This is a genomic window from Novosphingobium silvae, assembly GCF_009856825.1.
Taxonomy (GTDB): domain Bacteria; phylum Pseudomonadota; class Alphaproteobacteria; order Sphingomonadales; family Sphingomonadaceae; genus Novosphingobium; species Novosphingobium silvae.
The window spans coordinates 33335-54064 of record NZ_WVTD01000015.1; the positions used below are offsets into that span (position 1 = coordinate 33335).

General features: G+C 65.0%; 13 protein-coding genes. 6 read left to right on the top strand and 7 right to left on the bottom strand.

Translation table 11 applies throughout. From position 1 onward, the window contains the following. Positions 1 to 364: 364 nt before the first annotated feature. Genes GR702_RS16685 through GR702_RS16695 form a run of 3 tightly spaced genes read right to left on the bottom strand, consistent with a single transcriptional unit; the run spans position 365 to position 2773 of the window. Positions 365 to 1369: an SMP-30/gluconolactonase/LRE family protein gene (locus GR702_RS16685; protein ID WP_160986922.1), complete on the bottom strand. Its 1005-nt coding sequence runs from the start codon at positions 1367 to 1369 to the stop codon at positions 365 to 367. Then, positions 1366 to 2469 carry a Gfo/Idh/MocA family protein gene (locus GR702_RS16690; protein WP_160986923.1) on the bottom strand — a complete coding sequence of 368 codons (1104 nt, stop codon included), beginning with the start codon at positions 2467 to 2469 and terminating at the stop codon, positions 1366 to 1368. The genes GR702_RS16685 and GR702_RS16690 overlap by 4 nt, the downstream gene beginning before the upstream one ends. Positions 2470 to 2515: 46 nt before the next feature. Then, entirely contained in the window at positions 2516 to 2773 is a 258-nt protein-coding gene (locus GR702_RS16695; RefSeq protein ID WP_160986924.1) for a response regulator transcription factor, read from the bottom strand. A gap of 311 nt (positions 2774 to 3084) precedes the next feature. Here GR702_RS16695 and GR702_RS16700 point away from each other — a divergent pair, with 311 nt between their 5' ends. Both GR702_RS16700 and GR702_RS16705 read left to right on the top strand, forming a co-directional pair. Then, the gene (locus GR702_RS16700) at positions 3085 to 4431 is read left to right on the top strand and encodes a GntP family permease (RefSeq protein WP_160986970.1); all 1347 of its coding nucleotides are present in this window, start codon (positions 3085 to 3087) and stop codon (positions 4429 to 4431) included. Between the two features lie 43 nt (positions 4432 to 4474). Continuing rightward, positions 4475 to 5152: a FadR/GntR family transcriptional regulator gene (locus tag GR702_RS16705; protein ID WP_160986925.1), complete on the top strand. Its 678-nt coding sequence runs from the start codon at positions 4475 to 4477 to the stop codon at positions 5150 to 5152. 6 nt (positions 5153 to 5158) lie between these two features. Here the strand turns inward: GR702_RS16705 and GR702_RS16710 are convergent, their stop codons facing one another. Then, complete coding sequence (locus GR702_RS16710; RefSeq protein WP_160986971.1) at positions 5159 to 5644, bottom strand: gluconokinase; 486 nt, start codon at positions 5642 to 5644, stop codon at positions 5159 to 5161. A gap of 203 nt (positions 5645 to 5847) precedes the next feature. Here GR702_RS16710 and GR702_RS16715 point away from each other — a divergent pair, with 203 nt between their 5' ends. The 4 genes from GR702_RS16715 (at position 5848) to GR702_RS16730 (ending at position 15865) form a co-directional block, all read left to right on the top strand. After that, positions 5848 to 8883: a glycosyl hydrolase family 28-related protein gene (locus GR702_RS16715; protein WP_160986926.1), complete on the top strand. Its 3036-nt coding sequence runs from the start codon at positions 5848 to 5850 to the stop codon at positions 8881 to 8883. A gap of 127 nt (positions 8884 to 9010) precedes the next feature. Beyond that, positions 9011 to 11977 carry a TonB-dependent receptor plug domain-containing protein gene (locus GR702_RS16720; RefSeq protein ID WP_160986927.1) on the top strand — a complete coding sequence of 989 codons (2967 nt, stop codon included), beginning with the start codon at positions 9011 to 9013 and terminating at the stop codon, positions 11975 to 11977. 73 nt (positions 11978 to 12050) lie between these two features. Next, complete coding sequence (locus GR702_RS16725; RefSeq protein WP_160986928.1) at positions 12051 to 15101, top strand: glycosyl hydrolase family 28-related protein; 3051 nt, start codon at positions 12051 to 12053, stop codon at positions 15099 to 15101. Continuing rightward, positions 15101 to 15865, top strand: coding sequence for a ThuA domain-containing protein (locus GR702_RS16730; protein WP_160986929.1), 765 nt, complete (start codon positions 15101 to 15103; stop codon positions 15863 to 15865). Before GR702_RS16725 ends, GR702_RS16730 begins: the two co-directional genes overlap by 1 nt. A 100-nt stretch (positions 15866 to 15965) precedes the next feature. Here the strand turns inward: GR702_RS16730 and GR702_RS16735 are convergent, their stop codons facing one another. From GR702_RS16735 to GR702_RS16745, 3 genes are all read right to left on the bottom strand, one after another. Next, positions 15966 to 17573, bottom strand: coding sequence for a family 43 glycosylhydrolase (locus tag GR702_RS16735; protein WP_160986930.1), 1608 nt, complete (start codon positions 17571 to 17573; stop codon positions 15966 to 15968). Positions 17574 to 17583: 10 nt separating this feature from the next. Beyond that, on the bottom strand, positions 17584 to 19149 hold the full coding sequence (locus GR702_RS16740; RefSeq protein ID WP_160986931.1) for a GH39 family glycosyl hydrolase: 1566 nt from the start codon (positions 19147 to 19149) through the stop codon (positions 17584 to 17586). An 89-nt stretch (positions 19150 to 19238) separates the two neighbouring features. Continuing rightward, positions 19239 to 20714: a GH1 family beta-glucosidase gene (locus GR702_RS16745; protein ID WP_160986932.1), complete on the bottom strand. Its 1476-nt coding sequence runs from the start codon at positions 20712 to 20714 to the stop codon at positions 19239 to 19241. Between the last annotated feature and the right edge of the window lie 16 nt (positions 20715 to 20730).

The window sequence follows — 20730 nt, forward strand, 5'->3', positions numbered from 1 at the left end:
GGCAACTAAGCCAGCCTACCGGGTAGGTCAAACATTTTATGAGAGCGATACCATTTTGGATTGCGGGTATGTTTCTGCGACTAGGCTTTAAAGGCCGGTCGAGGCGATTGCGATCCTTATCATCCAAAAACCGCAGCGTTCCCGTCGGCGGCGCAGTGATTCCAAGGACTTTCCCGCGCCCTCACGAAAGTGCCGAGGCTACGTGAAATGGAGCGCGATAACGCTCTCATTCTGCAGCGAGGCGCAGTCTTCGGATTGCGCTTGGGTCAGCGGCAGCCTTGAGGCGGCCGGTTGGCCGGATTCACGAAGACCCAAGGGGAGCAGTTCGATCGTGAGTCGCTGCGCCTGCGAAGGCCAGCGCGCGTCAGCCGTTGGTAAGGGGCACGGCGGCCAGGATGTCGAAGGAGGTCATGTACAGGCGCCCGTCCCCGCCGAAAGCGCAGTTCGACACCGGCTTGCCGGTTGCGATGATCCCCAGCAGCCGCCCGTCCGCACTGCAGACGTGCACACCGCCCGGCCCCGTGGCAAAGACGTCTCCCGATGGAGCGACCTTGATGCCATCGGGCAAGCCGGGCAACTTGGCGTCGAACTGCGGCTGCATGTCACGGAACATGCGCCGGTCTGTGGGTCGACCATCCTTGTCGAGTGCATAGGCCAGGACCTGGGGCTGCTTCTCGTCCGATAGCGCCAGATAGAGGGTGCGTTCGTCGGGCGAAAGCGCAAGCCCGTTCGGCCGGCGATGGCTGCGGTCCAGCAGCACGACATCCCCGTTCGGCAAGAGCGCATAAAGTCCGCACCAATCCAGTTCGCGCAGGGGCGAGTCGTCTCCTCCGGCCAGTCCGTAAGTCGGGTCCGAGAAGTAGATCGTGCCTGTGCGCGAAACGCAAAGATCATTGGGGCTGTTGAAGCGCTTGCCCTCGTAGCGGTCGGCCAGAGTGGTGCGACGGCGCGTTGCCGGATCGATCCGTACGATCGCGCGTGAACCGCTGTTCGCCGCCACAAGGTTGCCCGAGGCATCGAAGGCGAGGCCGTTGAGCCCGGGCTCGGTTATACTTGCTGGAACCGGAGCGGGATGGCCGGACGGCGAAAGGAAGGTGGAAACACCTGCGCTCCTGCTCCAGCGGTGAACCACGTTGTTCGCGGGATCGCCGAACAGCAGACAGGCTTCTGCCGGCCACCAGACCGGTCCCTCCGCCCAGCGGTACCCACTACCCAGCACCTCTATGGCTGCATCGCCGGAAACGATCCGGTCGAGATCGGGGTCGATGCGGCGCACGCCCTGAAAGGCGGCGGGCTCCGCCCCTGCGGCAACGATGTCCAGCAACGACACGGCGGACAGCCCGGCGAGCACCGCGCGGCGGCCGATCACGCGCGCAGGCTCACATGGCGGCGTTCGGCAGCGGAGCGATAGATGGCTTCGATCACGCGCATGTCGGCAAGGCCTTCCTCGCCAGCAACGATCGGCCGGTTACCATTGAGGATGCACTCCGCCAGATGATCCAGCTGCCCGGCGAACTGGTTCTTGCGCGGTGCAGGCAAAGTCCGCGGTTCGGTCCGTCCACCCTTCCGGATGGTCATCACCTGTCCGACGTAGGGCGTGGCCGGCTCCATGTCGATCGAACCCTCGGTGCCGATCACGCGGTACCCGTTGTGGGCCGAACTGTAGCTTGAAATGCAGTTCGCCTCGATCCCAGAAGGGAAGCGCAACGCAAAGGTGATCCGGTCCTCTACCGTGCGGAAGCGGGGGTCCGACCGGTCGGTCGATTCTATTGCGCTGACCTCGACGGGCTCCTCGCCCGTAAGATAGCGCGCGGCGTTGAGGCTGTAGATGCCGATGTCCATCATCGAACCGCCGCCGGACAGGGGTTTGTCGAGCCGCCATTGCCCGGGCTGGATCGGAAAGCCGTGCTCCGCCGTGATGAGCCGGGTGGGACCCACGTGCCCTGCACGCGCCAGCTCGATCGCCAGCTTGTTGTAAGGCTCGAACCGTGAACGGTAGCCGATCATCAGCTTGGTGCCGGCCTTGCGGCAGGCGGCGATCATCGCTTCGCATTCGACGACCGAGGTGGCCATCGGCTTCTCGCACATCACGTGCTTGCCGGCCTGCGCGGCGCGGATCGAGTATTCCGCGTGGAGGCTGTTCGGCAGCACGATATAGACCGCGTCGATATCGGGGTTGTCGCGGATACGGTCGAAATCCGCGTAACTGTAGCGATGCGTTTTCGCGATCCCGTACTGCTCGCCGTACTGCTCGAGCTTGGCCGGGGTGCCGCTCACAAGGGCGACGAGACGGGAATGCTCGCAGCCCGCGAAGTTCGGCATGATCTGGCGCGTCGCGTAGGAGCCCAGCCCTACCACCGCGTAGCCGATCTTGCGGGTGGCACCCACCGCCCGTCCGCTGCCTAGCCCGGCAAGCGCCAGACTGGCGCCGAGCCCGCCGAGGATTTCACGTCGTGATCCTGCCGCCATTACCTGCTCCCCTGCGTCCAGCCGGATGTCCGGCGATCCTGTTGTCTCAAAGCGAAGCCAGGCGCCCCAGCCGATCCGCAGCGATAGCCGCCTGCGTTCGGTTCCGAACGTTGAGCTTGCGCATCAGTGCCGTCATGTGAACCTTCACGGTGGCTTCAGCCATACCGAGTTCGAAAGCAATCTGCTTGTTCAGCAAGCCCGAGCGGACGCATCGAAGCACCTTGAGCTGCGTGGGTGTAAGCTGGGGGCTTTCCGAATTTTCCGGCGCGGCGGGAACGGCATACAGATCCGCAGCAAGGTGCATCTCTCTCTCCCTCTCGACATGTCCCAATGCAGCAGCGGCGATGCGGCTTTCGGCCTTGGACGCCGATGTTTGTTGCAGCCTTGATAAGTGAATCAGTCTGACAGGTTCAAGCGGAAAATAGATGCGTGTGCTAAAATCTCTAGAATAACTTGTTATCGCAGCTATAACCTGTCCAACAGATTCAAGGCGAACGGCCCGTCAGGGTACGAATCGTCCCGAAGGGAGAGGAAGCGAATGACAGAGTCATTTCGTTGCACATGCCCGCGACGCCGGGGTGTTCCGTGGCAGCAGCCAGCCGGGTGCCGTCCGCGATGACGCCGGAGGACTATCGGCTCGTCCTGTCCGCCATCGCCGGCATTGCCCTGTCGATCTTTCTGATCGTCAAGGGACGCCTGCACCCTTTCATCGGCCTTCTGTGCGGGGCCTTCGTGGTCGGCCTCCTCGCCGGCATTCCGCTGTCCGATACGGCCGATGCGGTGGAGAAAGGCGCGGGGACCATCCTGGGCGGTACCGGGCTCGTCGTCGCGCTTGGTCTGGGGCTCGGCGCGATGCTGCAACTCTCCGACGGCGCTGGAGGCATAGCGCGGGCTGCGCTGCGTCTTTCCGGCGTTCGCGGCGCGCCCTGGGCAAGCCTGTTCACGGCGCTGCTCATCGGACTGCCGCTGTTCTTCGAGACCGGGCTGGTGCTGCTGTTGCCCATCGTCGCTTCGGCGGCCGCCGCGCTGCCGAGCGGGCAGGACGACGACACCGCCAAGCTGCGCCTCATGCTGCCCGCGCTCGCCGGTCTTTCGGTGGTCCATGCCCTGGTGCCGCCGCATCCAGGCCCGCTGCTGGCGGTCGACGCACTTGGCGCAAGCCTCGGTCTTACGCTGTTCTATGGCCTCATCGTCGGTATCCCGACCGCGATCATTGCCGGGCCGGTGCTGGCACGCTTCACTGCCCCTGGAGTGCGGCTCAGCCCGCCCCCCTTGGCCGCGGTCACTGTCGAAGTTGCCGCGCCTCCGGTCGGCCGCGCCATGACGGCAGTGCTGCTCCCGGTGGTGCTGATCGCCGCGGGACAGGCGGTTTCGCTGATGCCGCCCGCTCTCGCCGGGTCGATGCAGTGGCTTGGCTGGGTCAGCGATCCCGTCGTGGCGCTGCTCATCGCTAACCTTGCAGCGCTTCCCCTGCTGTTCGGTCACCGGCTGCGGGACAGCGGCATTCAGGGCGCGATATGGACCGAAGCCATGGCTCCCGCAGGCGGCATCCTCCTCGCGATCGGCGCAGGCGGAGCGCTCAAGCAGGTGCTTGTCACGGCCGGCCTTTCCGATCTGCTGGTGCGTCTGGCTGGAGACGGCGCGATCTCGCCCCTGCTGCTTGCCTGGGGCGTTTCGGTGTGCATACGGCTTGCCACAGGCTCGGCCACGGTGGCGACGATCACGACAGCGGGGGTCATGCAGGGGCTCGTCGCGACATCCGGCGTTGCACCGGAATGGATGGTCCTGGCAATCGGCGCGGGCTCGCTATTCTTCTCTCACGTCAACGATCCGGGCTTCTGGCTGGTCAAGAGCTACCTCGGAACCGACATGCCGGGCACTTTCCGCACCTGGTCGGTCATGGAAACGGTTGTCGCGGTGGTGGGCCTGCTGCTTGTCCTTGCGGGCAGTTCCATCTTCTAACAAAGGGGATGCGGATGAGGCCGGCAGGCAGAAAGGTGCGCCGATGAACCAGGAGCGACTTTCCGACCATGCCTATGCAGGCATCGTCGAGATCATAAATTCGCGCGATCTGGAAGTGGGCGCACGCCTGCCGTCGGAAGCAAGACTGGCGGAGATGTTCGGCGTGTCGCGCGCGATCGTGCGCGAGGCGCTGGTCCGCCTGGCCTCCGATGGAATCACCGAGGCCCGGCGCGGTGCCGGGTCCTTCGTGAAGAGCCGCCCCTCCGAACGTCTGGCCGCGTTCGTTCCCGCATCCGAGCTGCCGTCGACTTTGGGCAGCTACGAAGTGCGCTTCGTGCTCGAAGCGGAAGCGGCGCGGCTTGCCGCCACGCGCCGCACCCCGCAGGAGATGGCCTACGTGGAGGAAGGGCTGGAGCTTCTGCGCGACGCCCTGCTCTCGAACGCGCCTGCCCATGCCGAAGACATGGACCTGCACCGGCGCATCGCGGTGGCGACGGGCAATCCCGCCTTCCTGCAGGCGTTCGATGCGCTCTGGACCGACGTCGAGAGGATCATGCGCGCCGGCGTGGACATCTCCCGCTCGCGTCCTCCTGAAGTGATCGCGACGATGCTCCACGAGCACGAGGTCATCGTGCGCGCCATCCGCGCGCAGGATGCGGAAGGAGCGGCGCTGGCGATGCGATGGCACTTGTGGGAAGGACGGCGCCGACTGATGCCCTGAGCCGGGTCACTCGTCCCCGAGCCAGTGCAGCACCAAGTCGCGCAAGGCCTCGGGAGGCTCGTCGGTCGTCAGGGTAATCGCCGCTTCGCTTGCGACGGGGCGCTCCAGCGTGGCCAACTGGCTGTCGAGAAGGCTGGGAGGCATGTAGTGACCCGGGCGGTTGCCCACCCGCGCCAGCAGCCGCTCACGGCTGTTCTCGAGAAAGACGAAGCGAACTCCTCCGCCTACAGCGTCGCGCAGACGGTCGCGGTAGGCAAGGCGCAGTGCCGAACACGCCACTACGGCGCCTCCATGATCGGCTGCGGTTGTCGCTGCGGCGTTTCCCAGCCGGTCGAGCCAGGGCCAGCGGTCGTCGTCGGTCAGGGCCTCGCCGCCCCGCATCTTCGCCACGGCCTCGGGGGAATGATACGCGTCGCCTTCAAGGAAGGGGTAGCCAAGCGCCTGCGACAGCAGCGCGCCCAACGTGGATTTGCCGCAGCCGCTCACCCCCATGACGATGACGGCGCGCAATGGCGACAGTGCGTGACCGGGAAGTACGGGCAAGTCGGCATCCTTCATGTCGCAAAAGGCGGGAAATGCCTTCCGCCTATAGAAGCTGCGGCAAACACTTGGGAACTACGACCTTTGTCGCAAGTGCCACCTCCTTCGATCCGATATAACGAGATCGCGGCAAAAGAACCGAGGGGGAGACGGCGATGATCAGACGCGGCGCTTTCATGGCAGTCATGCTCGTAGGCACGGCTCTGGCCTCGCCCGGAACATCTCTCGCGGCGGGAACCTCGGTCTTCCCCGTCGCGCCCGACGAGCCCACCGCAGTGACCGTGCGTGCGCCGGGAGACGGCAGAACGGACGCCACCGACGCCCTCCAGCAGGCTTTCGACAGCGCGCGTGACCGCACAGGCCATGGCATCGTCTTCCTGCCTTCCGGAACCTACCGCATCACCCGCACGCTCGTGGTGCCGGCCGGGGTCAGGGTCTACGGCATAGGCGCGACGCGCCCGACGATACTGCTCGGCCGGAGCACTCCCGGTTTCCAGAAAGGCGTGTCGACGATGATCGTCTTTGCAGGAGACGACCAGTACAACGTCGGCAAGGTTCCCGTGCCCGTGCCAACGGTCGTTCCGCGCGACAAGGTGGTCCGCGACGCCAATTCCAGCACGTTCTACTCGGCGATGAGCAACGTCGACATCGAGATCGCCGAAGGCAACCCCGCTGCGGCCGGAGTGCGCTTCCGCCTCGCGCAGCACGCATTCCTCAGCCACATGGATTTCCGGCTGGGGAGCGCTTTTGCAGGCGTGTACCAGGCCGGCAACGTGATCGAGAACGTCCACTTCCACGGTGGCCGCTACGGCATCGTAACGGAGAAGACCTCCCCCGCATGGCAGTTCACGCTGCTCGATTCTACGTTCGAGGGTCAGCGCGACGCCGCAATTCGCGAGCACGAAGCGGGGCTGACCCTGGTGAACGTCTCTATCAGCGACACGCCGGTGGGCATCGAGGTGGATCGTGGATACGGTGATTCCCTCTGGGGCAAGGACGTGCGCTTCGAGAACGTCAGCCGGGCGGCAGTCGTGATCTCGAACGAGCGGAATGCCTTCACCCAGATCGGCTTCGAAAACGCGCTTGCAAGCGAAACCCCGGTCTTTGCGCGTTTCCGCGACAGCAGGAGCACCGTCGAGGGTAAGGGCGCCGCCTACAAGGTATCCGCCTTCTCCTATGGCATCGAGGTAGCGCATGGTCGCTCGACCGGAGAATATGCGACTCAGGCCGAGATCGAGCCGCTCTCGGCCATGCCCGCCCCCCGCGCTCCGGCCATCCGCGACCTTCCGACTGTGGCGGACTGGGTGAACGCCCGCACTGTGGGTGTGGCCGGCAACGGCAAGGCGGACGACACCGCCGCCATCCAGCGCGCGATCGATACGAACAGGGTGCTCTACTTCCCGACCGGGTTCTACAAGGTCACCGCACCCTTGAAGCTGCGTTCCGACAGCATTCTCATCGGGCTGCATCCGGCGATCACGCAGTTCTATGTCCCCGACGAGAACCCCGGCCATTCCGGCGTCGGCACGGTGGTGCCGATCGTCGAGAGCCCGCAGCGCGGCGACAACGTGCTTTCCGGGATCGGGCTGTTCACGGGCCGGGTCAATCCCCGTGCCGCCGCGCTCCTCTGGCGCTCGGGCGAGAACAGCCTGGTCGAGGACGTGAAGATCATGGGCGGCGGCGGAACACCGACCGCCGACGGCAAGCCGCTCGGCAGCATGAGCGCCCGCAGCGGAGATCCGGTCGCGGACGGTCGCTGGGATGCGCAATATCCCAGCATCTGGGTGACCGATGGCGGCGGCGGAACTTTCGCGGACGTGTGGAGCCCGAACACTTTCGCACAGGCAGGCTTCTATGTGACGAACACGAGCACACCGGGCCATGTCTACGAGATGTCCGTCGAACACCATGCCCGCAACGAGTTCGTGCTCGACAACGTGCAGAACTGGGAGTTCCTCGCTCCCCAGACGGAGCAGGAGGTGGGAGACGGGCCGAACGCCGTTTCGCTCGAGATCCGCAACTCGCGCAATCTTCTGTTCGCCAACTATCACGCCTACCGCGTCACCCGCAGCTACCATCCCGCTCGCAGCGCGGCGAAGCTGTACAACTCCAGCGACATCCGCTTCCGCAACGTCCACGTGAATGCGGAAAGCGGGTATGCCGCCTGTGACGACGAAGGCTGCGGCACCTTCCTTCGCGCGAGCAAGTATCCCTTCGACAACGCGATCGAGGATGTGACGCGCAAGCTTTTCGTGCGGGAACGCGAGTTCGCGCGGCTGGACATCGGCCCCGTCGGAAACCCGGTCGCTCCCGAGGCTACGCGTCCGGCCACTAAGTTGGAGAAGGTGGCAGACGGCTTCTGGTCCATCTCCGGCGCGGCGACGGATGCGAAAGGTGCTCTCTACTTCATCGACAGGCGGTTCCAGCGCATTCACCGCTGGACCGATGCGAAAGGCCTGGAGATCGTTCGCGATCACGCGCTGGATCCGGTGAACCTGGCAGTGGACGCATCGGGCCATCTCCTCGTCCTCTCCTCGCTCGGCACGAAAGGCAGCGTCTACTCGCTTGACCCGGCCGACCCCACCGACCGGATCACGATCATCCAGCCAACTCCCGCCCGGGCAAGACCGAAGGCGCGAACGCTCCTTCCAGTCAACTGGTGGATCAACGGCGAATTTCGCGATCAGCTGGACCACGACACCTACGAGTTCACGACCCTTGCCGAAATGTTCGCACGCGATGCGGGTTCGAAGAAGGCGCGCGAATACGTCTCTCCCGATGGCAGCCTTGCGCTTCCGGCATTCCGTGTATGGCAGCAAGGGCCTGCGGACCACGTCGGATGGCGCTGGTCGAACAGCCTTAACGCGAACGGGCTTGTTGGCGGCAAGCCGGGAGAGCGGATGTTCGTGACCAATGCTTCCGAGAACGTCACCTACAGCGGGACGATCGGCTCTCTGGGCGCGCTTGGAAGCCTGAAGCCTTTCGCCGGCCGTGGAGGCGAAAGCGTGACGGTGGGCCAGGATGGGCGCGTCTTCATAGCCAACGGGCAGGTCTTCATCCATGCTCCCGACGGACGCGAGATCGGGAGGATCGACGTACCCGAACGGCCCTTGCAGATCCTGTTCGGCGGGCAGGATGGGCGTACGCTTTTCATCCTCACGCACCACGCGCTCTACACCGCGAAACCGTGATGCCGAGGTATCTACGACCTAAGTGGTAAGTGCGGTCAGAGCAGTCCCAAGGTAACGTCGTGACAATGCCGGAAGCGGCGCGGCCGAGTCCGAAAAACGGGCGGCCGGAGGTTGAAGGGGAAGGATCATGAAGAGCATCGCGACTATCGACCGCCACCGGTCGGGCGTAAGCTTGGCAGCGCTGGCGGCTGTCATTCTCGCAGGATCGGCACATGCTCAGGAAGCATCGCCACCAGCCCCCGCTGCTGCGCAGGAGGAGCAGGAAGTACCCTCCGTGTCGGACCAGCGGGCGGCGGAGATCGTCGTCACCGGTTCGCGCATCACCTCCAGCGGCTTCAACGCGCCCACGCCCACCACGGTAATCGGCGAAGCGCAGATCGCCGCCAATGCGCAGCCCAACATCTTCAACACGATCGCGCAGCTCCCTTCGCTTCAGGGCTCGACGGGTGCGGCCACCGGCACGTTCAGCACCTCCAGCGGCTCGCAGGGCCTCTCCTCGTTCTCGCTGCGGGGTCTCGGCACGATCCGTACCCTGACCCTGCTCGATGGCCAGCGCGTCGTAGGCGCCAACGTGACCGGCGTGCCCGACATCAGCCTGTTCCCTCAGTTGCTGGTAAAGCGCGTCGACGTGGTAACCGGCGGCGCCTCGGCCTCCTATGGCTCGGATGCGGTCGGCGGCGTGGTGAACTTCATCACCGACACCAAGTTCGAAGGCTTCAAGGGCAACGTGCAAGGCGGCATTACCCGCTACAACGACAACGAGCAGGTCCTGGTCCAGGGCGCCTGGGGCAAGTCGCTTGGCCGCTTCCACGTGATCGTCAGCGGCGAATACGACCACGAGGAAGGCGTCGGCCCCGGCAACTTCGGCACCGACCTCGCCGGCAGCCGCGACTGGTACCGTGCCAGCACGCTGGTCAACACCGGCGTGCTGGACAGCACCAATCCGCAGTACCTCTATCGCGACTACGCCCAGCCCTACCAGTATGCCAAGTATGGCCTCATCAACGCGGGTCCCTTGCAGGGCATCGCTTTCGATCCGAGCGGCCGGCCCTACAACTTCAACTACGGATCGAACGGCGTTCCGGCAGGCAATGCGGCGGGTGACGTGACCGGCTGCTATGTCGGCTTCTGCGTCGGCGGCGACATGTCGGGCCATGTCGGATCGGGCACGTCCCTGCAGTCTGCGCTCAAGCGCATCAACGGCTATACCCGCCTCAGCTACGAGTTTGCGGACGACAACGAGCTTTATGCCACCGTCAACATCGCGCAGGTGAAGACCAACAACCAGCCGAACCCGGGCGCTGCACTCAGCAACCTCACCGTCCAGTGCGCCAATCCCTTCGTGCCGGACCTGGTGCAGGCTGCCTGCGCGGACGCAGGCATCACCAGCTTCCGCTATGGCCTCAGCAACGCCATCCTGCCCAACATCAAGGTCTTCACCGACCGCAAGCAGTACCGCTTCGTGGGCGGCGCCAAGGGCAAGTTCGAGGCGGCGGGCACGGCGTGGAACTATGACGCCTATTACGAACACGGTGTCAACATCACCGACATCAACGTGCGCAACATCCTGCTCAGCCGGCGCTACACCGCCGCGATCAACGCAATCGAGCTGGACGGCGCGATTGTCTGCGCGGATGCGACTGCCCGGGCGAACGGCTGCCAGCCGATCAACATCTTCGGCGCCGTTACGCCCTCGTCGGCGGCGCTGGCCTATCTCCAGCCGGAGAACGGGCCGTTCCAGCACACCAAGCAGACGCAGGACGTTGCCAGCGTCAACATCTCGGGCTCGCCCTTCGAATCCTGGGCCGGCCCGGTCTCGATCGCGTTCGGCGGCGAGTACCGGCGCGAGTTCTACCGGGTCAACGCCGACCCTTATGGCGCAGGCGTATCATCGACGAGCCCCTACGACGACGAGTACCCCGCCGACCCGCTGCTGCTTGCCGACGGCAACAACTGGTACGCCGGCAACTACAAGAACGGTCGCGGCAAGTACGACGTCGTCGAGGGCTTCCTCGAAGTCGACCTGCCCATCCTCGACTCAGAAGGGGCGGGCCGGGCCAACCTCAACGGCGCGGCGCGCGTCACGCGCTACAGCACCTCGGGTACGATCTGGTCGTGGAAGGTGGGAGGAACCTGGGACACCCCGCTCGACAGCCTGCGCCTGCGGGCGGTGACCTCACGCGATGTTCGCGCCCCGAACCTGTCGGAACTCTTCGCCGCGCCCACCACGACAACGGTCCCGAACTTCACCGATCCGTTCACCAATACGCAGGTGCTGATCCTGCAGAACACCATTGGCAATACCGCGCTCAAGCCGGAAGTCGCGCGCAATACCGAGGTGGGCATCGTGCTGGCACGCCCCTCGTGGCTCCCGGGCCTCAGCCTCTCGTTCGACTACTACGACATCAAGCTCGATGACGTGATCTCGAGCCTGACTGCCCAGCAGATCGTCAATCTCTGCTTCCAGGGCGACCCGACGACCTGCAGCGCGTTCGACCTCAACAACCCGAACGGCCCGAACTACGTCAACGTGCAGGCATTCAACCTCGCCTCGATCAAGACCAGCGGCTTCGACATCGAGGCGAGCTACCAGTGGCAGAACCCGCTCGGCCTCGACGGCAGCCTGACCCTGCGCGCCCTGGCGACCCATGTGCGCAAGTTCGTGACCGACACGGGTCTTCCCGGCACGATCCCGGTCGACACCGCCGGCAACAACACCGGCGCCACGCCCGACTGGAAGTGGCTGGCGATCCAGACCTACGAGAACGATCACTTCAGTCTGACCGTGCAGGAACGCTGGTTCTCGGACGGGACCTTCGGCAACCAGTACATCGAGTGCCGGCCCGGCAGCTGCCCCGTGTCGACGGTCAACAATCCGACGATCGACAACAACCACATGGACGGCGCGTTCTACCTCGACATCGGCGGTTCGTACAACGTGACCTCGCAGATCCGGGCCTACTTCAAGGTCGACAACGTGTTCGACCGCGATCCAACGCCCTCGCCGCAGACCAACACCGGACTGGACGTGAACCCCTCCCTGTACGACACTCTGGGACGGACATATCGTGCAGGCATCCGCTTCAATTTCTGACTTGATCGACGATACCCCCCACGAACTGTCCCGGCCTTGCGGCCGGGACATTTTTTGCTTCGGAGTGAACGACATGATGCGCGGCCTGATCGGAACCAGCGCGGCGGTGCTGGCCTTGTTGCTCGCACAGGCCGCATCCGCCTCCCCTTCCGTTTACACCACCGCACCGGACGAGCCTTCGGCCGTCACAGTTTCGGCTATGGGGGACGGGCGCGCGGACGATACCGCGGCCGTCCAGCAAGCGATCGACACGGCTGCGGCCAAGGGCGGCGGCGGCATCGTCTTCCTGCCTGCCGGCACGTACCGGATCAGCCGCACCCTGTTCCTCTGGCCGGGCGTCCGCATCTTCGGCGTGGGCGAGAAGCGGCCCGTCATCGTGCTTGGCGCAAGGACACCCGGGTTCCAGAAAGGGGTGGGCCATATGCTGGTCTTCGCGGGATCGCCGCGTGAACGCGACCCAAAGGACAAGCGCGAGATCGCCTTCCCTCCGCCCGGCATCGTGCCGGCCACGAAGGAGGTGGCAGACGCCAACCCCGGCACGTTCTACTCCGCGCTGGGCAACATCGATTTCCGGATCCTCGACGGCAACCCGGCCGCCACCGCCATCCGCTTCCACTCCGCCCAACACAGCTTCGTCAGCCATGTGGATTTCGACATCGGCTCCGGGCTCGCAGGGCTTTACCACGTCGCAAACGAAGCGGAAGACCTGCACTTTCGCGGCGGACGCTATGGCATCCTTGCCGAGAAGCCCTCGCCCGCATGGCCCTTCGCGCTTGTCGATGCCACTTTCGAAGGACAGCGCGACGCTGCCATCCGCGAACACGAGGCCGGGCTGACCCTGCTCAACGTGTCCATCCGCAACACCCCCGTGGGTATCGAGATCGACCGCGGCTATGGCGACTGGCTCTGGGGCCAGGACGTGCGTTTCGAGAATGTCTCCAAGGCAGGGGTGATCATCTCGAACGAGAGGAACGTCTACACCCAGATCGGCTTCCAGAATGTGCTGGCGACGAACACGCCGGTCTTCGCACGCTTTCGCGAAAGCGGGAGGACAGTCCCCGGCAAGGGAGGCACGTACAAGGTTTCCTCGTTCACGCACGGGCTGACGCTGCCGGCGATGGGCCGCATGGGAGAATACCGCACGCAAGTGGAGGCCGGGCCGCTCGGCGCCCTGCCCGGCCCTTCCGCCCCTGCCATCCGGCCCCTCCCGCCGGTCTCCGAGTGGGTCAGCGTCCGCACGCTCGGCGCCAAGGGCGATAACCGGACGGACGACACCGCCGCCATCCAGAAGGCGATCGACACCCACAAGGTCGTCTACCTTCCCGCCGGCTTCTACGTGGTCAGCGAGACGCTGCGGCTGCGGCCGGACACGGTGCTGGTCGGCCTCCATCCCAGCCTGTCGCGCATCGTACTGCCGGACGGCACGCCGGCATGGCAGGGCGTTGGTGCGCCGAAAGCGCTCGTCGAAAGCGCCAGCGGCGGTGATGCCATCGTGGCGGGGATCGGGCTCGACACCGGCGGCATCAATCCGCGCGCCACCGCGCTCCTGTGGAAGGCGGGCGCGAACTCGATGGTCAACGACGTCAAGTTCCAGAACGGCCATGGCACGAACCGCTTCGACGGCACGCGCATCGATCCGTACAACAACAACGGCACCGGCGATCCCGACGCCGCCAAACGCTGGGACGGCCAGTACGCCAGCCTCTGGGTCACGCAGGGCGGGGGCGGCACATTCGCCAACATCTGGAGCCCCAGCACCTTCGCCCACCCCGGCATCCTGATCTCCGACACGCGTACACCCGGGCGTCTGATCCAAGCCTCCGTGGAGCATCACGTAAGAACCGAGATCGGGCTCAATCGCGTTCAGAACTGGGAGCTGCTCGCGCCCCAGACCGAAGGCGAGGCAGGCGAAAGCGGCGACGCGGTGGCGCTGGAGATCCGCAATTCGAGCAACATCCTCGTCGCCAACTTCCACGGCTATCGCGTCACCCGTACGCGCAAGCCCGCGCCGGCGGCCGTGACGCTGTACAACTCGCACGACATTCGATTCCGCAACGTTCACGTGAACGGCGAAAGCGGCCTTGGCACCTGCGACGAGAACGGCTGCGCTACTTTCCTGCGGCTCACCAAGTTCCCCTTCGACAATGCCATCCGCGACGTGACCCACGGGCTGGACGTGCGTGAACGCGAGTTTGCGGTGCTCGACGTGATCGGGAAACCCGAACCCGTCGCGGCATCGACTTTCCAGGGAGCCAGGGTGAAAAAGCTGGCCGACGGCTTCCACTCGGCCGGCGGCGGCGCGGTGGACGCCTCAGGCAAGCTCTACTTCATCGACCGGCACTTCCAGCGCATCTGGAGCTGGTCGGACGAAGGCAGGCTGGAGATCGTGCGCGATGCAGCGCTCGATCCCGTCAACCTGTCGGTAGACGCCTCCGGCAACCTGCTCGTGCTCTCGTCTTTCGGACGCAACGGCACGGTCTACAGCCTGAAACCGGGGACACCCGACACTGAACTCACGGTCATCGCTCCGACGGCGAGGGGCAGGCGGAACGCAGCCACCGTTATGCCGGTGAACTGGTGGAACAACGGCGAGTTCAAGGATCAGCTGGACTTCAAGACGTACGAGTTCACGACGCTCTCCGAGATGTTCGCCCGCGACATGGCGGTGCCCAAGGCGCAGGAGTATGTCTCACCCGATGGTAGCCTCGCGCTCCCCGCGTGGCGCGTCTTCGCCCAGGGTCCCGCCGATCACCGCGGCCTGCGCTTCTCGGATTCGCTCGACACCTATGGCTTCGTCCAGGGCCGAGCGGGTGAGCGTGTCTACGTCACCAACGGCTCGGAAAACCGGACCTACAGTGGCAAGGTCGGCGCGGGCGGCGCGCTCACCGATCTCAAGGTCTTTGCGGATCGCGGCGGCGAAGGAGTTGCCTCGGACCCGCAGGGACGCGTCTACGTCGCCAATGGACAGGTCTTCGTCTATTCCCCTCAAGGGCAGGAGATCGGCCGCATCGACGTGCCCGAACGTCCGCTACAACTGGTGTTCGGCGGCAAGGACCGCCAAACGCTGTTCATCCTCACCCATCACGCGCTTTACGCGGCACGCATCGACCACGGACCTGAATGATGCGCAAGATCGTTCGCATGCTGCTGGCTCTCCTGGCCCTTGCCGCTCCCGCAAGCGCCTGGGCCGACCCGCAGTACAAGCTGCTCGTCCTCGCGATCCCCAACAAGTACCACTACGAGTACATTCCGGTGGCACGCGACAGCCTGGAACGCCTGGCCAGGCTCCACGAGTTCGAGTTGGTATGGACGAACAGGCCCGAGGTCTTCGAGCAGGACCTCAAGCCCTACGCGGCGGTCCTGTTCCTCAACACGCCGGGAGAGGAGCTCAACGCGACCCAGCGCGCGGGCTTTGAGGCCTACATGCGCGCCGGCGGGAACGCGATGGTCGTTCACCGTGCGCTGATCATGCCGAACAAGGACTGGCCCTGGTACGAGAAGATGGTGGGGCGCAGCTTCGTCATCCATCCGATGCTGCAGACCGGCGTGGTCACCGTGGAGGACAGCGGCTTCCCCGCAACCTTCGGCCTGCCCTCCCCCTGGCTCTGGAGCGACGAATTCTACGTGACCGCGAACCCGCACAATATCGACATCACGCCGGTGCTGGGCGTGGACGAAAGCAGCTATGATCCCACGCTCATCTGGCCCGGCCAGATTGCAAGGCCGATGGGGAAGCACCACCCCATCGCTTGGCACCATCAATGGGAGAGGGGCCGCGTATTCGTCACCACCCTGGGGCACAACGTCGAGATGTACCGCGACCCTCAATACCTCGCGCACCTGATGGGCGGGATCTACTGGACCGCCACGGGACGAGGTCGCCGCTGACACCGCGCAGCCGGACGTTCAGGTCGGCGCACCGCCCCTGGGAGGAGGTTGGGGCGGTGCGCCTTGGCCGCCGCTTTGCGCAGGCGGGCGGCCAATGTGTTCAAGCGCTGCCGAGCGCCCGATATCGAAAGTCCCGCAGCTTCGCTTGCCCCGATCCGGCCACGTAGACGCCGAAGCGAAGGCTGAGGAAGCCGCCGAAAACGTTATGGTGGATGCCCGAGACTTCCATCCGCGTGCCGTGCCGCTGCCAGGTCCGCCCTTCATCATAGGAGTAGTGCCAGGTGACGACGTTCTCCTCGTTGGTGACGCGCAGGCGCACGCTGCGGGCCTTGTGCGCCACCGCCGCCCAGGGAAGGTCCTCGGAGTACTCGTAGATTTTCAGCTTTTCGGGCGTGAAGCCCAGGCCCACGAATGCTTTGTGGTTGTAGAACAGGAGGATACCCGCCTCTCCATCACCCGTGAGATCGATGGAGATTTCCGCCCGATAGCTGCGATCTCCGACGAGGCACGTCAGCGGCGAGGAATCGGCGGGCGAACTGCCGCTGGCGGTGATCGCCAGTGCGCCCGGTTCATAGCGCGCGCGGTCTGCCTCGCCGGACCTTGGCGCATGGAAGCTCCACTGCACGCCGAAGCGGTCACGGCTGAAGTCGTCCGACAGTGCCGGCGCGGAGGCGCTTGGTACGCCGGCCTTCGGCTTGGGCAGCGGTAGGGAGAGATCGCCCCCCTTGGCGCGGAACCAGCCATCGGCCGTCCACTCGATCGGCTCCAGCAGCGTCTGGCGGCCAAGCGTGCGCATGCCGTTCTCGTAGCCGTGGTAGACCATCCACCAGTCACCCGCCGGGCCTTCCACCAGAGTCGCATGGCCGCGCGACCACCACGGCTCCTCCACGCTGACGGTGCGCACCAGCGGGTTATGCGGGCAGTGCTCCCAAGGGCCATGGATCGAGCGCGATCTTGCGGCGATGACCATGTGCCCGGTGACCGGGCCCGCCGTCCCGCCGATTGCCGTCACGAGGTAGAACCACTCGCCTCGGCGCAGCAGCTTGGGCCCTTCGGGCGCGAAGTTCTCCACCACCCAGTCATCCGGATAGCGCCATGGGTCGTACGCCTTTTCCAGCGTGCCATCCGTGGCAAGGCCATCGTCGGTCAGGCGGACCTTGCGGATGCCATTGGTGAAGAGGTAGCGCTTGCCGTCCTCGCCGACGATGTGCCCGGGATCGATGCTGCCTTCGATCTTGAGATCGATAGGTTCGCTCCACGGCCCGGAGATGTCGTCCGCCCAGATCACGAAGATCGACCAGCCCTCGCCCTTCGGGTCGGCGGGGATGTAGATGAAATAGCGGCCATCGTGCTTGACCAGGTCTACAGCCCAGATCGTGCCGAGATTCTGATGCAACGCAGGCCCAACCGGGGCCCAGTTGACGAGATCGGTCGAGCGCCAGATCACCAGACCCGGATAGGAATCGAAGGACGAAAACGTCATGTAGTAGACGCTGCCATCCTTGAGGATCGTGGGATCGGGGTGGTCCCCCGCCACGATGGGATTGCGGTAGAAACCGTTGCCGAGGTCGGCCTTGCGCTGCCCCTCGGCGCCCGAGCCCCACTTTGGCGCGGGCGTGGCTCGACCTTTCGTGAGCGCATTCGCCAGCGAAGGCACGGCTGCTCCGGCAAGCGCGCCCTGGAACATGGTGCGGCGTGTGATGCTCATCCCTGGCTTCCTACTGGCCTGCAGGCTCAAGCGTGACGAGCGCGACGTCGTTGCTGCGCATCGACACCTCGACCGTGGCTGCGCCGTCGGCGCCCACGCGGACCCGCTTCTCCTGCTCGGGCCTGTCCGCCGTCTCGCGCTGGAGCTGGGACAATTGCGCGTCGCTCAGCGAGGCAGGCATGCCCATGTCAATGTAGGACGAGAGCGGATCGTTCAGCCGGTACCCGGTCTTGCGCACCTGCAGCCGATAGCTGCCCCGGGGCATGTGGGTGAACCGGAACGTGACTTTCTGACTTGCCGTCGCCGGAACCTGCCGCGTGTAGAACGGCTTGTTGCTGAGGTTCTGCACGGGCTGCTGGAAATCCCAGACCAGCGCGGTCACACGCTTGCCGTCGCGCGCCGCCATGGCCTGCTCGTCCCCTGTCGCAAGCGCCTGACCACGAATCTCGTTCAGGTACTTGTAGGCAAACCACGCGGGCTTGCGGATGCCTTCACGGTTCATCAGGCCGAAACCGCCGTGGAACGGCGTGGGCGGCGGCCCCGGTTCCTCGAACAGGTCGGTATAGGTCCAGTAGCTCATGCCCTGCGCCAGGCCTTGCGTCTGCTTGAGCTTGGAGAGGATGTAAGGCGCGCTGATATAGCTGTCGTGCACGAAGTCACGCGGCGTGTAGCTGGTGCTCCACTCCGTGAAGAAGAGCGGCACACCCGGGAAAGCCGAAGCCTCGATCTCGCCGCGAACCTTGCGAACATCGCCGACGATCGCATCGCGCGAAGGTGACAGCTTGGTGTCCTGCTTGCCCTCTTCATCCAGGAAGCCGCCTTCCACGCCGTAGGTGTGGGTCGTCACGAAATCGACCGGCAGCTTGTTGTCCGACGCGTACTTCAGGAACTCCGGCACCCAGGCCGCACCGGCAGTTGCCGGACCGCCGACGCGCAAGGCAGGGTCGATCGCCTTGATGGTGCGAGCGGTGTTGGCGTAGAGTTCGAAGTAGGCCTTCTGGTCTGCCTTTTCCCAGAAGCCGTCGAGGTTCGGCTCGTTCCAGAGCTCGAAGTACCAGCTGCGCACTTCATCAACGCCGTAGCGGCCGCGCACATGGGTGACGAAGGCATTCACGAGATCGCGCCACATCGCCGGGTCGGGGTGCGACGTGTTGCCCTTCCAGTAGAACAGCTGCTGTTCCGAGGTGCGCATCACCGCCGGTGTCCAGCCCAGTTCGACGAACGGTCGGATGTGCTTGGCAAGCAGGCCATCGTACAGCTGGTCGAGCCTGGTCCAGTCATAGACGATCTTGCCGTCCACCTTCCGCACAGTGCCGAGCACGTCATGGAAGACATCGTGGAAGCGGATGTAGCGAAAGCCCAGCTCGTCCGAAGCGACTTTGAGCTGGGCCTGGCTGTCATCGCGGATCAGCGTGCCCGGATAGTCCGAACCGACCGAGAGATCGAAGAAGCGATCGACGGGACCCGTCGGCGCTGCGACATCGATAGCGATCTCGCGCAAGGGCGAGGCTTGGGCGGCCAACGCGGGCTGCGCGATCGCGGCCGCTGCAGCAATAACTGCTCCGATCTTCTGCATGCCAATCCTCTCGATTCTTTGTCGATGTTAGCGCAATCATTGTTAAGCGCAAGAAGGTGTCCAGCCCGGACTTGCCGGGCCGGACACAATCACACCAGTCGGTTGGTGCGGATCAGTTCACGATACCAGTCGGCGCTGAGCTTGGGCGTGCGCTTCAGGGTCTTGAAGTCGACGTGGTGGATGCCGAACAGCTTGGTGTAGCCGTCCTCCCACTCGAAATTGTCCATCAGGCTCCACAGGAAGTACCCCTCGATCGGATACCCTTCGCGTGTGGCGCGCTGGAGATGAGTCAGGTAGTTGCGCAAGTACATGACGCGGTCTGCGTCATAGACCTTGCCGTCCTGCGCGACAGGATCGTCCGCCGAAGTGCCGTTCTCCGAGATGTAGATCTTCTTCGGCTTCCATAGATCGCTGACCGTGCGCACGCCCCAGTAGAGCGCCTCCGGCCCGACATAGAGCCAGGGCGAGGCCATGCGCGGCGAGTTGGCGAGATGGGGCAGGATCTCGTAGCCGCTGGCCGTGTCCGCCGCCCGCACGAAGTTGGGCGTGTAGATGTTGAGGGACACGAAATCGAGCGGCGAACCGATCAGCTTCATGTCGCCCGCCTTCATCTTGGGCGCATCCTTGCCCTGCGCGGCAAGGTAGCTCTCGAGGTAGCGGCCCTCGAGGATGGCGGTGAGGAACATCGCGTTCTCCTCGCGCATCGCCTTACCGGTTGCGGCGATATGCTCGGGCGTCTCGATCGCGGGCACGAAGATCGTCGGGTTGTCCGCCAGACCAACCTCCGTGCCTGCTCTTGCCGCCGCCCGGATCGCCTGCACGCCGAGGCCGTGGGCCAGCACGCCGTGATGGCGGATCTGGTTCACCTCGGCCATGGGCAGCTTGAGGCCGGGCGCCTTGCCGCCGGTCATGTAGGAGAGGTCGGTGAAGCAGCGCAGCTCGTTGACCGTCATGATGTGCTTCACCCGGTCGGTGACCTTGCCCGCCATGTAGCCGGCGTAATCCCCGAACGCATAGGCGGTGTCGCGCGACTGCCAGCCGCCCTCTAGACCCGTGGGCAGGTCCCAGTGGAAGAGCGTCATGTGCGGCTCGATGCCCGCTGCAAGCAGGCCGTCGATCAGGCGATTGTAGTAGTCGAGCCCCTTCTGGTTGGGCTTGCCCCTGCCGCTCGGGAAGATGCGCGACCACGCCACGGAGAAGCGATAGGCCTTGACGCCCAGCGCCTTGAGGAGCTCGATGTCCTCCTTGTAGCGGTGATAGCTGTCGCAGGCGACGTCACCGGTTCCACCGTCGCGCGTCTTGCCCGGGGTGTGCGAGAACACGTCCCAGTTCGTCTCGCCGCGTCCGTCTTCCTTTACCCCGCCCTCGATCTGGTAGGATGCGGTCGCGCAGCCCCAGAGGAAGTCGGCGGGGAAGGAAAGCGCGTCGGCAGCGGCGGCGCCCGAGGAAGCGGCGGCGGAAGTTGCGGCTCCGCCCTGTGCGGCAGCACCCCGGCCCCCCAAAGCAGCCCCGAGCGCTGCGGCACCGAAGCCGAGGCCGAGCTGGCGGCGATTGATTCCTGTCATTGGTCCGTCTCCTGAA

Coding starts and splice junctions, on each gene's coding strand:
- GR702_RS16690 (WP_160986923.1), bottom strand. CDS start 2,469: ATGGCGGCAGGATCACGACGTGAAATCCTCGGCGGGCTCGGCGCCAGT.
- GR702_RS16695 (WP_160986924.1), bottom strand. CDS start 2,773: ATGCACCTTGCTGCGGATCTGTATGCCGTTCCCGCCGCGCCGGAAAAT.
- GR702_RS16700 (WP_160986970.1), top strand. CDS start 3,085: ATGACGCCGGAGGACTATCGGCTCGTCCTGTCCGCCATCGCCGGCATT.
- GR702_RS16705 (WP_160986925.1), top strand. CDS start 4,475: ATGAACCAGGAGCGACTTTCCGACCATGCCTATGCAGGCATCGTCGAG.
- GR702_RS16710 (WP_160986971.1), bottom strand. CDS start 5,644: ATGGGGGTGAGCGGCTGCGGCAAATCCACGTTGGGCGCGCTGCTGTCG.
- GR702_RS16715 (WP_160986926.1), top strand. CDS start 5,848: ATGATCAGACGCGGCGCTTTCATGGCAGTCATGCTCGTAGGCACGGCT.
- GR702_RS16720 (WP_160986927.1), top strand. CDS start 9,011: ATGAAGAGCATCGCGACTATCGACCGCCACCGGTCGGGCGTAAGCTTG.
- GR702_RS16725 (WP_160986928.1), top strand. CDS start 12,051: ATGATGCGCGGCCTGATCGGAACCAGCGCGGCGGTGCTGGCCTTGTTG.
- GR702_RS16730 (WP_160986929.1), top strand. CDS start 15,101: ATGCGCAAGATCGTTCGCATGCTGCTGGCTCTCCTGGCCCTTGCCGCT.
- GR702_RS16735 (WP_160986930.1), bottom strand. CDS start 17,573: ATGAGCATCACACGCCGCACCATGTTCCAGGGCGCGCTTGCCGGAGCA.
- GR702_RS16740 (WP_160986931.1), bottom strand. CDS start 19,149: ATGCAGAAGATCGGAGCAGTTATTGCTGCAGCGGCCGCGATCGCGCAG.
- GR702_RS16745 (WP_160986932.1), bottom strand. CDS start 20,714: ATGACAGGAATCAATCGCCGCCAGCTCGGCCTCGGCTTCGGTGCCGCA.